The following is a 13,960-nucleotide window of genomic DNA, read 5'->3' on the forward strand; positions in this document are numbered from 1 at the left end:
GTCCGCCGGTGACGGAGCAGGAACGGTCAGGCGGCGCCCAGGGCGTCGGCGACGCGGTGGTGGGCGACGGCCTCGTCGCGGCGGCTCTGCCGCTCCAGGGTGCGGGCCAGCGCGCGGCGGGCCCACCCGTCGGCCGGCGCGAGGTCGACCAGCCGGCGCAGCGCCGTCTCCGCGCGCTGCAGCTGGGCCGAGCCGAAGTAGCTGCGGGCCAGCAGCTCGAGGGCGGCCCCGTTGCCCGGCTCGGCCTCGACGAGCGGCTCGAGCAGGCGGGCGGCCTCGATCGGCTGCCCCATGGAGAGGTAGAGGTCGGCGCGGAGGAACTCCGAGTGCAGGTCGGGGCTGAACGGCTGGGTCACGCCCGCGGAACGACGGCGCGGCGCCCGCTCTTCCCGAGACCACGACACGCCCGGCGGGCAGGAGGGACGAAAAGGTCCGGAACCGGGTGCATCCGGGCACGACCGGATTGGGAACAACCGGTGTCAGCACCACCGACCCGAGGAGCACGACCATGGCCCTGTCGCTGCACCGCCACCGGACGGCCGACCGCGCACGGACCGGCGCCGCCGACCCCGCCCCGCGCACCGACACCCCGACCGCCGCCGCCCCGACCGCCGCCGCCCCGACCGCCGCCGCCCCGACCGCCGACGCCCCGACCGCCGACGCCCCGGCCCGCGCCGAGCGGGAGCCCGCGTCCGGCAGCCGCGTCTACGCCGTCCAGCGCACTGGGGCGTTCGTCGTCGCCGGGATCATCGCCGTCTTCGGCGTCCTGGGCCTGGCCAACGGCCTGGCCTTCTTCTCGACCGAGGGCCAGCGCATCCTCGGCATGTCGTCCAACGGCCTGCTGTCGGTGATCTCGCTGGTCACCGCGGTCGTGCTGGTCGTCGCCGCCTTCCGCAGCCCCCGCACCGCCTCGACGGTCATGATCGTCATCGGCGTGCTGTTCCTGGTGTCGGCGCTGGCCAACCTCGCGGTGCTCAACACGGGGCTGAACCTCCTGGCCTTCCGGCTGAGCAACGTCGGCTTCTCCGTCGCCGCGGGCCTGGTGCTGCTGCTGCTCGGCGCCTACGGCCGGGTGAGCGGCAACCTGCCGCCCGACAGCCCGTACGCCCGCGAGCGGGACGACGTGCCGCCGGTCCCGGCCGACGAGTACCCGTCGACGCCGGCCGAGTTCGCCGCCGAGCGGGCGATGCGCGACGCCGAGGTCGCCGTCGTCCAGCACGTGGCCTCCTTCGACCAGCGCCGCCGGGTCGCCGCCATGGCGCAGGTGACCAGCCGCAGGGAGCGCCGCGAGGTGTGGATGTCCTTCGACCGGGCCCGCCGCGACGCCTGACCCCGGCACGATGCAGGGGTGACCGTCCGCCTGGCGCACTGGCCCACCCCGCTCGACCCGGCACCGCGGCTCGCCGCCGCCCTCGGCCTGCGGCCGGGGGACCTGGCGGTGAAGCGGGACGACCTGACCGACCTCGGCGGCGGCAACAAGGTGCGCAAGCTCGAGCACCTCGTCGCCGAGGCGGCCGGGGACGGCGCGACCGTCCTGGTCACCAGCGGCGGCGTGCAGAGCAACCACGCGCGGATGACCGCCGCGGCCGCCGCTCGGGTGGGGCTGCGCGCCGTGCTGGTGCTGCACGGGGCGCCGTCGGCGCAGCGGCCCGGGAACCTGGCCCTGGAGGGCGCGCTCGGCGCCCGCGTCGTGGTGGTCGGTGGCCCGGACGGCGTCGAGGCCCGGGTGGCCGCGGTGGCCGCCGAGCTGCGGGCCGCCGGCGAGGTGCCCGCGGTGCTGCCGCTGGGCGGCTCCTCGCCCACCGGCGCGCGGGGCTACCTGGCCTGCGCGGACGAGCTGCGGGAGCAGGCGCCCGACGCCCGGCACGTCGTCGTCGCGGTCGGCTCGGGCGGCACGATGGCCGGCCTGGTGGCCGGGCTCGGCGCCGAGCGCGTGCTCGGCGTGGACGTCGGCGCCGTGCCCGACCCGGCCGAGCGGGTGGCCGGCCTGGTGACGGCGCTCGGCGGGTCCCCGGAGGGGCTGCGGCTGCGCCGGGACCAGGTGGGCGACGGCTACGGCGCCCGCACCGACGCCGCCGTCGCGGCGCTGCGGACGGCGGCCCGCACGGAGGGGCTGCTGCTCGACCCCGTCTACACGGCCAAGGCGCTGGCCGGGCTGGCCGCCGCCGTGGCCGACGGCTCGGTCCGGCCCGGCGAGCGGACCGTGTTCGTGCACACCGGCGGGCTGGCGGGGCTGTTCGGGCACCCGGTGGCCGCCGAGCTCGCCGCCGGGGTGCTCGACCCGTCGTAGCCTCGCGGGCGCGATGACCTCCTCCCGACCGCGCGCCGACGCCTGCCCCGGCGCGCTGCAGACGCACCCCGCCGCCGACGGCGAGCTCGCCCGCGTGCGGGTGCCCGGCGGCCTGCTCACCGCCGCCCAGCTGCGGGTGCTCGCCGCCGCCGCGCGCGACCTCGGCGACGGCGCCCTGGAGATGACCAGCCGGGGCAACCTGCAGCTGCGCGGGCTGGCCGCCGGCGCCGCGCGGGAGCTCGGCGACCGGCTCGCCGGCGTGGGCCTGCTGCCCAGCGAGACGCACGAGCGGGTGCGCAACGTGCTGGCCAGCGCGCTGACCGGCCGCGCCGGCGGGCTGCTCGACGCCCGGCCGTGGGTGGCCGCGCTCGACGCCGGCCTGTGCGCCGACCCCGCCCTCGCCGCGCTGCCGGGCCGCTACCTGGCCACGCTCGACGACGGCCGCGGCGACGTGTCCGGGCTCGGCGGCGACGTCGGCCTGCTGGCGCTGTCGCCGTCCTCGGTCGCGCTGCTGCTCGGCGGGGCGGACAGCGGGCTGCGCGCCGCGCCGGACGACGCCGTCGGCCTGCTGCTCGCCGCCACCCGCGCCTTCCTCGCCGAGCGCGCCGCGCAGGACGGCACCGGCCAGCGGCTGACCGAGCTCGACGACGGGCCCGCGCGCGTCGCCGCGCGGCTGGGCGGCACCCCGGCCGCGGTGGCCGCCGTCCCGGCCGCGGTGGACGCCGGCCCGGTCGGCGCGGAGACCCAGGCCGACGGGCGGACCGCGCTCGTCGGCGTCGTCCCGCTCGGCCGGCTCTCCGCCGACCAGGCCGACCTGCTCGCGTCGCTGACCGGCGAGGTGCAGCTGACCCCGTGGCGCAGCGTCGTCGTGCCCGACCTGGCCGAGGACCGCGTGGACGACGCCGCCGTCTACCTGTACCGGACCGGCGTGGTGTTCGACGCCGACAGCCCCTGGGCGCGGGTCACCGCGTGCGCCGGCCGGCCCGGGTGCGCGAGGTCGCGGGCCGACGTCCGGGCCGACGCCGCCGCGGCGGTCGCGTCCGGGACCGTGCCGGAGGGCGCCCGCGTGCACTGGGCCGGCTGCGAGCGCCGCTGCGGCCGCCCCCGCGGCGAGGTCCTCGACGTCGTCGCGACCGTCGACGGCTACCGCGTCGGCCGGTCCTCCTCGGGGTCCGGGTAGCGGGCCCCGGCGGAGACCTCGGTGCCCTCGGGGACGGACACCGCGCGGCCGACCAGCGTGACGTCGCCGTCGCCGCCGATCGTGGCGCCGCTGCCGACGTCGACGCGGTCGTCGACCACCGCGCGGGTCACCGTCGCGCCGGAGCGCACCCGCACGCCGGGCAGCAGGACGGAGTCGACGACGGTCGCCCCGGCCTCGACCACGACGCCCGGGGAGATGACCGACCCGCGCACGTTGCCGGACACCCGGGTGCCGCCCGACAGCAGGCTGTTCTCGATCTGGCCGTCGTCGAGGACCCGGGCGGCGCTGTGCCGGCCGCCGCGGGTGTGGATCGGCCAGCCGGGGGCGTCGAGGTCGATCGGCGGCTCCTCCGACAGGAACTCCTGGTGCGCCTCCCAGTACGCCGGGACGGTGCCGACGTCCCGCCAGTAGCCCTTGAGCGGGTGCGCCCGCGCGCCGCCGTCGCGGGTCTGCGCCGGCAGCAGGTGGGTGCCGAGGTCCTCGAGGCCCTCCTCGCCGACCTCCGACCGCAGCTGCTCCAGCCGGTCGAGCGTGGGCCCGGGGTCGAAGACGAAGACCTCGTTGGTGGCGGTGGTCGTCGCCGGCTCGTCGGGCTTGTAGGCGTAGCCGGTCACCCGGTCGCCGTCGACCTCCACGATGCCGTAGCGGGCGGCGTCGTCGGCGGCGACCTCGGTGGTCACCATCGTCACCTCCGCGCCGGACTGCAGGTGCGCCTCGGCGACCTCGCGGTAGTCGAGCTCGTAGACGGCGTCCGCGCTGACCACGACCAGCGCCTCGGGGCCGAACTGGCGGATCAGCTCGGCCTGCCGCCACAGCGAGTTCGCCGTCCCCGTGTTCCACCCGCCGCGCTCGGTGCCCTGGAACGGCGGGAGGGTCATCAGCCCGCCGGTCGTGCGGTCGAGGTCCCAGGGCCGGCCGTTGGCGAGGTGGTCGGCCAGCGAGGCCGGGTGCTGCTGGATCGACACCCAGACGTCGGGGATGCCGGAGTGCTCGCAGTTGCTCAGCGGGAAGTCGATCAGCCGGTACACCCCGGCGAACGGGACGGCGGGCTTGGCGCGGTGCTCGGTGAGCAGCTGCAGGCGCCCACCGGCACCACCGGCGAGGACGAGGACGAGGAGGCGGGGAAGGGCCATGCCCCCGGCTACCCGCTCCGTGCGCGACGTAGCCTCCTGCCCGATGTACGAGTACGAGAAGGACGGCGCCGAGATCTACCGGCGGTCGTTCGCGACGATCCGCGCCGAGGCGGACCTCGCCGGCCTGCCCGAGGACCTCGCGCGGGTGGTCGTCCGGATGATCCACGCCTGCGGCCAGGTCGACCTGGCCGCCGACGTCGCCGCGAGCCCCGACGTCGTCCGGCTCGCCCGGGAGGCCCTCGACGCCGGCGCTCCCGTCCTGTGCGACGCGCGGATGGTCGCCTCCGGCGTCACCCGCCGGCGGCTGCTGAAGGACAACGACGTCGTCTGCACCCTCGGCGACCCGCGCGTGCCGGCGCTGGCCGCGGAGCTCGGCACCACCCGCACCGCCGCCGCGCTGGAGCTGTGGCGCGACCGGCTCGACGGCGCCGTCGTCGCCGTCGGCAACGCGCCCACCGCGCTGTTCCACCTGCTCGAGATGGTCGCCGCCGGCGCCCCCCGCCCGGCCGCCGTCCTCGGCATCCCGGTCGGCTTCATCGGCGCGGCCGAGTCCAAGGAGGCCCTCGCCGCCTCCGACCTGCCGTTCCTCGTGGTCCGCGGCCGGCGGGGCGGCAGCGCCATGGCCGCGGCGGCGGTCAACGCGATCGCGAGCGACGTCGAGTGAGCGGGCGCCTGTACGGGGTCGGGCTGGGCCCCGGCGACCCCGAGCTGGTCACCGTCAAGGCCGCCCGGCTGATCGCCGCCGCCGACGTCGTCGCCTTCCACGCCGCGCAGCACGGCCGCTCGGTCGCCCGCGCGCTCGCCGCCCCCTACCTGCGGGAGGGGCAGGTCGAGGAGCTGCTGGTCTACCCGGTCACCACCGAGGGCACCGACCACCCCGGCGGCTACCAGGGCGCGATCGACGAGTTCTACGAGGCCGCCGCGGCCCGGCTGGCCGCGCACCTCGACGCCGGCCGCGACGTCGTCGTGCTCGCCGAGGGGGACCCGTTCTTCTACGGCTCCTACATGCACATGCACAAGCGGCTCGCCCACCGCTACCCGACCGAGGTGGTGCCCGGCGTGACCAGCGTCAGCGGCGCCGCGGCGGTCGTCGGGCGGCCGCTGGTGGAGCGGGACGAGGTGCTCACCGTGCTGCCGGGCACGCTGCCCGCCGACGAGCTCGCCGAGTGGCTGGCCACCACCGACTCCGCCGCGGTGGTGAAGCTCGGCCGGACGTTCGGCCGGGTCCGCGAGGCGTTCGAGGCCGCCGGCGTGCTCGACCGCGCGCTCTACGTCGAGCGGGCCACCACCGACCGCCAGCGGACGATGCCGCTGGCCGACGTCGACCCCGCGACCGTCCCGTACTTCTCCCTGGCGCTGCTGCCCTCGCCGCTCACCGGGACCACGCCCGCCCCCGCGGACCTCCCGGACGCCGCCCCGCGGACCGGCGAGGTGGTCGTCGTCGGCCTCGGCCCCGGCGCCCGCGGCTGGACCACCCCCGAGGTGGCCGACGCGCTCGCCGCCGCCGACGACCTGGTCGGCTACGGCCCCTACCTGGACCGGGTGCCGGCCAACCCGCGGCAGACCCGCCACCCCAGCGACAACCGGGTGGAGGCCGAGCGGGCCGCGCACGCGCTGGAGCTGGCCCGGTCCGGACGGCGGGTCGCGGTGGTCTCCAGCGGCGACCCGGGCGTGTTCGCCATGGCCGCCGCGGTGCTCGAGGTGGCCGCCCGGCCCGAGCACGCCGGCGTCCGCGTGCGGGTGCTGCCCGGGCTGACCGCCGCGCAGGCGGTCGCGTCGCGGGTCGGCGCGCCGCTCGGGCACGACTTCGCCGTCATCAGCCTCTCCGACGTGCTCAAGCCGCTCGACGTCGTCCTCGACCGGCTGCGCTCCGCGGCGGCGGCCGACCTGGTGCTGGCGCTGTACAACCCGCGGTCCAAGGCGCGCCCGCACCAGCTGGCCAAGGCGCTCGACGCGCTGCGCGAGGTGCGCGAGCCGGAGACGGTGGTCGTCGTCGGCCGGGACGTCGGCGGGCCGGAGGAGGAGGTCCGGGTGACGACGCTGCGCGACCTGGACCCGGAGACGGTGGACATGCGCTGCCTGCTGCTGGTCGGGTCCTCGCAGACGCGGGTGACGCCGGCCGGGCAGGTCTACACGCCGCGCCGCTACCCGTCCTGACGGGAATGCCGGCCGGATCGGTGGCCTTGGCAACTGTCGTGCCCCGCCTCCCCCGCCCGGTCGCGTTCTGGTCGGTGGCCGGACTCCTCGTGCTGGTGCTGGCCGCCTCCGGCGTGCCGTCGCCGCTGTACCGCGTCTACCAGGAGCAGTTCGGCTTCGGCGCCGGCGTCCTGACGCTGGTGTTCGGCATCTACGCCTTCGCGCTGCTCGCCGCGCTGCTGGTGGTCGGCAGCCTGTCCGACCACGTGGGCCGGCGGCCGGTGCTCGCCGCCGGGCTGCTGCTGCAGGCGGTCGCGATGGCGGTCTTCCTCGCCGCCGACGGCGTGGGCTGGCTGCTGGCCGCGCGCACGCTGCAGGGGCTGTCGACCGGCGCGCTGACCGGGTCGCTCGGCGCGGCGCTGCTCGACCTGCAGCGCCCCTCGGCGCGCCCGCTGGGCGCGCTGCTCAACAGCGTCTCGCCGGGCCTCGGGCTGTCGCTGGGCGCGGTGGGCGCGGGCCTGGCCATCGAGGGGATCGCGGAGCCGACGCCGTGGGTGTTCGGCGTGCTGACCGTGGCCTTCGTGCTCGGCGCGGCCCTCGCCTGGCTGCTGCCCGAGACCTCCCCGCGCGTGCCCGGGGCGCTGGCCTCGCTGCGCCCGCGGGTGGAGGTGCCGCGGCCACAGCGGCGCGCGTTCGCCGTCGGGGTCCCCTGCCTGGTCGCGCTCTGGGCGATGGGCGGGCTGGTGCTGTCGCTGGGACCGTCGCTGACCGCCGGTGTGTTCGGCGTGGCCGACCACCTCGTCGGCAGCCTGCTCATCCTCTGCATGCAGGGCGCCGCCGCCGTCGGTGGCGTGCTCGCCCGGGACGTGCCGCCCCGCCGGGCGATGGGCGGGGGCTGCGTCGTGTTCGCGGCCGCCGTCGCGGGCCTGCTGGTCGCTCTGGTCACCGGGACGCTGTGGCTGTTCTTCGTGGCGTCCGGGCTGGCCGGCCTGGGCTTCGGCGCCGCCTTCCTCGGCACCGTGGCCACCGTGACGGCGGGCGTCGAGCCCGGCCACCGCGCGGGGCTGCTGTCGAGCGTCTTCGTCGTCGGCTACCTGGCGTTCAGCATCCCGGCGATCGTCGCGGGCATCGCCTCGGGCGTGGTCGGGCTGCGGCTGACCGCGGTGGTCTACGGCGCCGTGGTGATCGTGCTGGCGCTGGGCGCGGCGGCCGGCCTGCGGCTGTCGCACCGGCGCACCCCGGCGACCGTGCCCGCCGACGAGCCGTCGCAGCCGCTGGCCGCCTGAGGGTCACACCCTCGACTCCCCTCTGACCAGCGGGAACCGTCGTACCCCTCTCCTAGCGTGCGGGGTGTGCGGGAGGTCGCCGGTCCCGGGTCGCTCATCGAGCGCGCGCTCGTCGACGCGGTCCTGCACCGGCCGGTGCGGCTGCCGCGGCTGCCGGTGAGCCTGCTGACCCGGGAGCAGAAGGCCGCCGAGCTCGAACGGGTGCAGGCGCTCAAGGCGATGGCCGCCGCCTACGAGGCGGAGCTCGTCCTGGGCCTGGCCGACGACTCCCCGGCCGACGACGATCCCGCGCCGGGCGCCCCCGGCGTCCGGACGGGCTCCTGGGCGCCGGATCCCGAGCTGCCGGGTGTCTCGGAGTTCTTCACCGCGGAGCTGGCGGTGGTGCTGAACGTCGGCCGCGGCACCGCCTCCCACCTCGCCCACCGGGCCTGGACGTACCGCTCGCACCTGCCCGGCACCTGGGCGGCGCTGGCCGCCGGGCGGCTGGACGAGGCCCGCGCCAAGGCGCTGGTCGACGTGCTCGAGCACACCGACCTCGCCCTCGCCCGCCGCGTCGAGGCGGCCGTGCTGCCCGAGGCGGCCTCGCTCACAGTGGGGAAGCTGAAGAAGCGCGCGCTGGAGCTGCTGCTCGAGCTCGACGCCGCCGCGGTCGACGAGCGCCGCGCACAGGCCGAGCGGCACGCCGACGTGCGCATCCACCCCTCCCCCCGCGACGGCATGGCCACGCTGACCGCCGAGCTACCGACTGACGTGGCCGCCGCCTGTGAGGCAGTGGTCGACGAGCTGGCGCGGATGCTGAAGGCCGACGGGGACGAGCGGCCGATCGGGCAGCTGCGCACCCTGGTCCTCGCCGATCTGCTGCAGCGCCCGTGGGAGACCGGCCGCCCGCCGGTGACCGCGCATCTGCAGGTCATCGCCACCCTCGCCGCGCTGACCGGCCGCAGAGGCGAGGCGGGTGCGGTGAACGGGCTGCCGATCACCGCCGCCCACCTGCGCGAGCTCCTGCAGCAACTGGACGCGCTCGGCGTCCGGGCGCCCGAAGGCGGGTCGGTCACCCTGGCGCTGGTCGACGACGACGGCACGCTGCGGGCGACGACCACGCTGAACCGGTTACGCCGGCTCGCCCGCACCGGCTGCCCCGACCACCCCGACACCGACTGCGACTGTGCGCTGCTGGACCGCCCGGACGCGACCGACGCCTACACGCCCTCCGCGCCGCAGCAGGCGTTCGTGCACACCCGCGACCGCACCTGCCGCTTCCCCACCTGCGGCCAGCGCGTCGGCTGGGCCGACACCGACCACGTCGTCCCCCACGCCGCCGGCGGCGCCACCGACTGCGCCAACCTGTGCTGTCTCTGCCGCAGCCACCACCGCCTCAAGACCTTCGCGACGGGCTGGCGCTTCCACATGAGCGCCGACGGGACCCTCACCGTCACCACGCGGTCCGGGATCACCCGCACCACCCGGCCACCGGGCCTGCGACCGCCCCCGACCGAACCCGGTCCACCACCGGCCGATCCCGGACCACCGTCACCGGCCCACCCGGACGACGATCCGCCACCGTTCTGATCCGAAGGACCAGCCCGATGCCGCTCGCCCCGCCCCGCGACGAGCCGACCCCCTGGATGACCGCCTGCCCCGGGCACATCCGGGTACCGGGACGGCATGGGCAGCGGTCCGGTCGTCGTGGTCACCGGTGGGTCGAGCGGCATCGGGCTGGCCACCGCACGCCTGCTCGCCGAGCGCGGAGCGCGGCTGGTGCTGGCCGCCCGGGGCGCCGACCGGCTGGCGGAGGCCGCCGCGCAGTGCACCGCCCTGGGCGCCGAGGTGCTGACCGTCCCGACCGACGTGACCGACCCCGGCCAGGTCGAGCGCCTGGCCGGCGCCGCCGTCGAGCGCTTCGGCCGGATCGACGGCTGGGCCAACGTCGCCGGCACCAGCCTGTGGGGGCCCTTCGAGGAGATCCCGCTGGCCACGCAGAGGCGGCTGCTCGAGGTCGACCTGCTCGGTGTCCTGCACGGCTGCGCGGCCGCCGTCCCGCGGATGCTGGCCTCCGGCGGTCCCGCCGTGATCGTCAACGTGGGGTCGATCGCCGGACGGGTACCGACCCCGTGGGCGGCCACCTACACCGCCGCCAAGTACGGGGTCGCGGGGCTGACCGAGGCGCTGCGGCACGAGCTGCGGATCCGCTCGAGGATCGCCGTCTGCGCCGTCCACCCACCCTTCACCGACACCCCCACCGCCCGGGCCTCGGGCAACCGCACCGGTCGCACGCTGCGGCCACTGCCGCCCGTCATGCGCCCCGAGCGGGTGGCCGAGCGGATCGCAGGCCTGCTCGCCGACCCGCGGCGGTCGGTACGCCCCGGCCTGCAGAACGTCCTCGCCGCCGCCTACCCGCTGGCTCCCGACCGGGTCGGCCGGCTGACCGCCCGCGTGCTCGGGCGCCACCTGCTGCGCGCCGGCCGTCCGGACGGCCCCACCGACGGCGCCCTGTTCGCCCCCTCCCCCGGACCGGCGCTGGTGCGCGGGGACTGGGGAGGTCCGCAGCGCCGCCGGGGACGGGTCGTGGCGGGCACCGCCGGGCTGGCCGGTGCGGCGGTCTGGGCCGCCACCCGCCGCTAGGAGGCCGCCCGCCCCACCGCGGCGCAGAACCGGTCGTGGTCGGCGCGCGCCTCCGCCAGCGGCGCCAGCACCTCCTCGTCGGCCACCTCCGCCACCCGGGCGGTGAGCCGGCGCCGCGCCGTCCGCGCCCGGCGTCTGGCGCCCGCCGCCACGAGCGGCCGGCACAGCAGCGCGAGCAGCAGCCCGGCGAGCAGCCCGCCGGCCAGCAGCAGCGTGGGCAGCGGGATGCCCTGCACCCGTGGCAGCGGGAGGACGTCGTCGAGCTGCAGCAGCCCGAGGCCGGCCAGCGCGAGCAGCCACAGCGCGCCCACCAGCGCGGTGAGCGCCAGCAGCCACTGCAGGCCCCCGGCCGCGCGCTGCCAGAGCGGCGTCCGGTCGGGGCCGAGGTCGGTGCCGGCGACGGCGCGGTCGAGCCGGTCGGGCAGCCGCTCCTCCGTGTCCTCCGACGTGCGGCGCAGCTCGTCGCGCCAGGCCGGCGGCAGCCCGCGGCCGGCCTCGTCGCGGGCCCGGCGCAACGCGGCGTCCATCCCGGCCCGCTGCACCGCGCCCGCCTGCGGCAGCGAGGTCCGCGACCGCTCGTCCCCCAGGTTGAGCCGGCCCAGCGGATCGGCCCGCAGCTTCGACGTCCACCGCAGCACCGGCCAGCCGGTGTGCGCCACGCCGCTGCGGCGCGCCGAGCGCTCGACCGCGGCGGCCACCGCCGGCACCCCCGCGGCGTCGGCGAGCGCCCCGGTGAGCTCCTCCCGCGCCGCCCGGTCCGGCCCGCGGTCGCGGCCGGCGTCGGGGGCACAGTGGGCGGCCAGGGCCGAGGCGGCGCCCCGCGCGTCCGCGGTCAGCCGGTCGGTGGCGGCCTTGCGGGCGCCCACGCGGCGGCCCAGCTCGGCCCGCAGCTGCGGCAGGCCCAGGCCGCTGGGCGCCGCGGTGGGCAGCACCGGCACCCCGGCCAGGCCCTCCTCGTCGAGCAGCCGGCGCAGGTCGGCCAGGCACGCGGCGACCGCCGCCTCGTCGAGCCGGTCCACCTGGTTGAGCACCACCAGCAGCACGCCCGCGTGCCCGGCCAGCGGCGCGAGGTACCGGGTGTGGACGGCGTCGTCGGCGTACTTCTGCGGGTCCAGCACCCACACCAGGACGTCGACCAGCTGCACCAGCCGGTCGACCTCCAGCCGGTTCTCCAGCCGCACGCTGTCGTGGTCGGGCAGGTCCAGCAGCACCAGGCCGTCGAGCGCGGGGTCGGGGTCGGCGACCCGGTGCCGCCGCGGCACCTCCAGCCAGTCGAGCAACCGGTCGGCGCCGTGCGCTCCGGTGGAGGGGTCCCCCCAGACGCTGGCGTGCGCGACGCCGGTGGTCGGCCGCCGCACGCCGGGTGTGCTCACCTCCGCCCCGGACAGCGCGTTGAACAGCGTGGACTTGCCGCTGCCGGTGGCCCCCGCGAGCGCGACGACGGTCGCGTCGCCCAGCGCCTCGCGGGCCCCGGCCTTGGCCAGCAGCGACCGCGCCGTGCCCACCTCGGGCACCTCCAGCCGCCCGTCGGCGACCTCCACCGCCTCGCGCAGCGCGGCCAGCCGGTCGGCCAGCGACGGCCCGCGGCCCCTCACGCGGCGGCTCCCCGGGCCGCGGCCAGCGTGGCGACGGCCGAGCGCAGCTCCTCCGCCGCGGCGGGGGCGTCCGCGGCGACGGCGAGCAGCTCCTCGAAGCGGTCCTGCTCGGCGGCCAGCAGCCGGTCGGCGCGGGCGTCGAGGTCGGCGCGGGCCCGGGCGGCCAGCGAGCGCACCGCGGCGTCGCCGAACACCGCCTCGAGCACCCGCTGCCCGAGCGCCGTCGTCCCGCCGGCGACGGCGAGCTCCGCACCCGACAACCCCGCCGTCGAGGCGAACACGGCGACCATCACCACCGCGCCGGCCCCGTTCACGCCCCACGACAGCAGCCGCGCCTGCGAGCGCTTGCCCGCGCCCTCCTCGCGCACCAGGTCGAGCACGTGGCCCTGCCAGTCGCGCACCTCGTCGGCGGCCGCGGGCGCGAAGTCCGGCGACTCCGCCCCGAGCTCCTCCTCGCGCCCGGCGACGAGCGCCGGCCCGCCGGGCAGCGAGCGCCACGCCGTCACCGTGCGGTCGGCGGCACGGCCGGCCTCCGCGCGCAGCAGCGTCTCCACGCCCGACTCCAGGGCGCCGTGCAGCGAGTCCGTCGACGTCGGGCGGCCGGTGAGCGCGGCGCCCAGCCGGTCGCGCAGCCGGCCCACCCGGTTCTGCAGCGAGCGCATCCACTCGCCGGTGCCCACGAAGTCCTGCCAGCGGGCCAGCACCTCGCCGCGCAGCAGGCTGCCGTTGCCCACGCCCTCGGCGACCGCCTGCCGCGCCGCGCCGTAGGCCGCGTCGGCGGCGTCGGCGAGGGCGGCCGCCGCCGCGGCCTGCTCGTCCACCCCGTCGGCGACCGCGGCCACCCGCCCGTCGAGGCTCTCCAGCGCCCCGGCGAGCGTCTGCCGCACGACGGCGGCGCGCTGCTCCTGGTCGGCCGCCAGCCCGCGCAGCCAGTCGCGCAGCGGCGCCACCTGCTCCTCGGGCAGGAAGCCGTCGCGCAGCGGCCGCTCCTCCACCACGAACAGCCGCGCCGTCCCCAGGCCGCCGCGCTGCAGCATCCCGGCGAGGTCGGCGGCCACCTCGCTCACCGCCTCGGGCGGCACCCGGTCCAGCACGACCGCCAGCGCGGTGCCGCGCTCCTGCGCCGTGCGCAGCAGGTCCCACGGGACGGCGTCGGCGTAGCGGGCCGCCGTCGTCACGAAGACCCACAGGTCCGCCGCCGACAGCAGCTGCCCGGCGAGGTCGCGGTTGGTCTCCACCACCGAGTCGACGTCGGGGGCGTCGACGAGCGCGAGCCCGGCCGGCAGCGCCTCGCTCGGGACCAGGCGCAGCCCGCCGACGACGTCGCCCTCGCCGGTCGTGCGCGGCAGGCCGGGGAGCACGCGGTCGCCGGAGAACGCCGGCACGTCGGCCGGCGAGCAGACCAGCACGGGGGCGCGGGTGGTCGGCCGGAGCACGCCGGGCGTGGTCACCCGCGCGCCGAGCACGCTGTTGACCAGCGTGGACTTGCCCGCGCCCGTCGAGCCGCCGACGACGGCCAGCAGCGGGGCGTCGAGGTCGCGCAGCCGGGGCAGCAGGTAGTCGTCGACCTGGTCGACCACCGCCCGGGCGGTGCGCGCGGTCGCCTCCCGCGCGGGGGTGGCCAGGCCGAGCGGCGCCGCGGCGACGGCGTCGCGCAGCTCCTGCAGCGCATCGGTCAGCGGAACGGCCCCGGTCAC

General features: G+C 78.1%; 12 protein-coding genes. 8 read left to right on the forward strand and 4 right to left on the reverse strand.

Annotated features, from left to right (window positions below):
• Window positions 1-26: 26 nt before the first annotated feature.
• The gene (locus ACFO3M_RS05385; protein WP_387987307.1) at window positions 27-356 is read right to left on the reverse strand and encodes a tetratricopeptide repeat protein; all 330 of its coding nucleotides are present in this window, start codon (window positions 354-356) and stop codon (window positions 27-29) included.
• Between the two features lie 152 nt (window positions 357-508).
• On the opposite strand from ACFO3M_RS05385, the gene ACFO3M_RS05390 reads away from it, so the two are divergent.
• The 3 genes from ACFO3M_RS05390 to cobG are packed head-to-tail and all read left to right on the forward strand — an operon-like array spanning window position 509 to window position 3,470.
• On the forward strand, window positions 509-1,330 hold the full coding sequence (locus tag ACFO3M_RS05390; protein ID WP_387987308.1) for a DUF4383 domain-containing protein: 822 nt from the start codon (window positions 509-511) through the stop codon (window positions 1,328-1,330).
• Between the two features lie 18 nt (window positions 1,331-1,348).
• Window positions 1,349-2,290: a pyridoxal-phosphate dependent enzyme gene (locus ACFO3M_RS05395; protein ID WP_387987310.1), complete on the forward strand. Its 942-nt coding sequence runs from the start codon at window positions 1,349-1,351 to the stop codon at window positions 2,288-2,290.
• Window positions 2,291-2,303: 13 nt separating this feature from the next.
• Window positions 2,304-3,470, forward strand: a complete 1,167-nt coding sequence (cobG, locus tag ACFO3M_RS05400; protein WP_387987312.1) for a precorrin-3B synthase — start codon at window positions 2,304-2,306, stop codon at window positions 3,468-3,470.
• Here cobG and ACFO3M_RS05405 read toward each other — a convergent pair.
• Entirely contained in the window at window positions 3,434-4,624 is a 1,191-nt protein-coding gene (locus tag ACFO3M_RS05405; RefSeq protein WP_387987314.1) for a glucose-1-phosphate adenylyltransferase family protein, read from the reverse strand. The genes cobG and ACFO3M_RS05405 overlap by 37 nt on opposite strands.
• 43 nt (window positions 4,625-4,667) lie before the next feature.
• On the opposite strand from ACFO3M_RS05405, the gene ACFO3M_RS05410 reads away from it, so the two are divergent.
• The 5 genes from ACFO3M_RS05410 to ACFO3M_RS05430 all read left to right on the forward strand — a co-directional run bounded on the left by ACFO3M_RS05410 (window position 4,668) and on the right by ACFO3M_RS05430 (window position 10,668).
• Window positions 4,668-5,288, forward strand: a complete 621-nt coding sequence (locus tag ACFO3M_RS05410) for a precorrin-8X methylmutase (protein WP_387987316.1) — start codon at window positions 4,668-4,670, stop codon at window positions 5,286-5,288.
• On the forward strand, window positions 5,285-6,781 hold the full coding sequence (locus ACFO3M_RS05415) for a precorrin-2 C(20)-methyltransferase (protein ID WP_387987318.1): 1,497 nt from the start codon (window positions 5,285-5,287) through the stop codon (window positions 6,779-6,781). Before ACFO3M_RS05410 ends, ACFO3M_RS05415 begins: the two co-directional genes overlap by 4 nt.
• Window positions 6,782-6,819: 38 nt before the next feature.
• Window positions 6,820-8,046, forward strand: a complete 1,227-nt coding sequence (locus ACFO3M_RS05420) for an MFS transporter (RefSeq protein WP_387987320.1) — start codon at window positions 6,820-6,822, stop codon at window positions 8,044-8,046.
• A 66-nt stretch (window positions 8,047-8,112) separates the two neighbouring features.
• Window positions 8,113-9,615 carry an HNH endonuclease signature motif containing protein gene (locus ACFO3M_RS05425; RefSeq protein WP_387987322.1) on the forward strand — a complete coding sequence of 501 codons (1,503 nt, stop codon included), beginning with the start codon at window positions 8,113-8,115 and terminating at the stop codon, window positions 9,613-9,615.
• A 96-nt stretch (window positions 9,616-9,711) separates the two neighbouring features.
• Window positions 9,712-10,668 carry an SDR family NAD(P)-dependent oxidoreductase gene (locus tag ACFO3M_RS05430; RefSeq protein WP_387987324.1) on the forward strand — a complete coding sequence of 319 codons (957 nt, stop codon included), beginning with the start codon at window positions 9,712-9,714 and terminating at the stop codon, window positions 10,666-10,668.
• On the opposite strand, the gene ACFO3M_RS05435 is transcribed toward ACFO3M_RS05430, so the two are convergent.
• The gene (locus ACFO3M_RS05435) at window positions 10,665-12,263 is read right to left on the reverse strand and encodes a GTPase (RefSeq protein ID WP_387987326.1); all 1,599 of its coding nucleotides are present in this window, start codon (window positions 12,261-12,263) and stop codon (window positions 10,665-10,667) included. The two genes, ACFO3M_RS05430 and ACFO3M_RS05435, sit on opposite strands and share 4 nt — an antisense overlap.
• Window positions 12,260-13,960 carry a GTPase family protein gene (locus ACFO3M_RS05440; protein WP_387987327.1) on the reverse strand — a complete coding sequence of 567 codons (1,701 nt, stop codon included), beginning with the start codon at window positions 13,958-13,960 and terminating at the stop codon, window positions 12,260-12,262. Before ACFO3M_RS05440 ends, ACFO3M_RS05435 begins: the two co-directional genes overlap by 4 nt.

This window comes from Geodermatophilus arenarius, assembly GCF_042654585.1.
Classification (GTDB): Bacteria; Actinomycetota; Actinomycetes; order Mycobacteriales; family Geodermatophilaceae; genus Geodermatophilus; species Geodermatophilus arenarius.

What these genes read in the sequence shown, in the direction of transcription:
- ACFO3M_RS05390 (WP_387987308.1), top strand. Translation starts at nt 509, where the DNA reads ATGGCCCTGTCGCTGCACCGCCACCGGACGGCCGACCGCGCACGGACC.
- cobG (WP_387987312.1), top strand. Translation starts at nt 2,304, where the DNA reads ATGACCTCCTCCCGACCGCGCGCCGACGCCTGCCCCGGCGCGCTGCAG.
- ACFO3M_RS05405 (WP_387987314.1), bottom strand. Translation starts at nt 4,624, where the DNA reads ATGGCCCTTCCCCGCCTCCTCGTCCTCGTCCTCGCCGGTGGTGCCGGT.
- ACFO3M_RS05410 (WP_387987316.1), top strand. Translation starts at nt 4,668, where the DNA reads ATGTACGAGTACGAGAAGGACGGCGCCGAGATCTACCGGCGGTCGTTC.
- ACFO3M_RS05430 (WP_387987324.1), top strand. Translation starts at nt 9,712, where the DNA reads ATGGGCAGCGGTCCGGTCGTCGTGGTCACCGGTGGGTCGAGCGGCATC.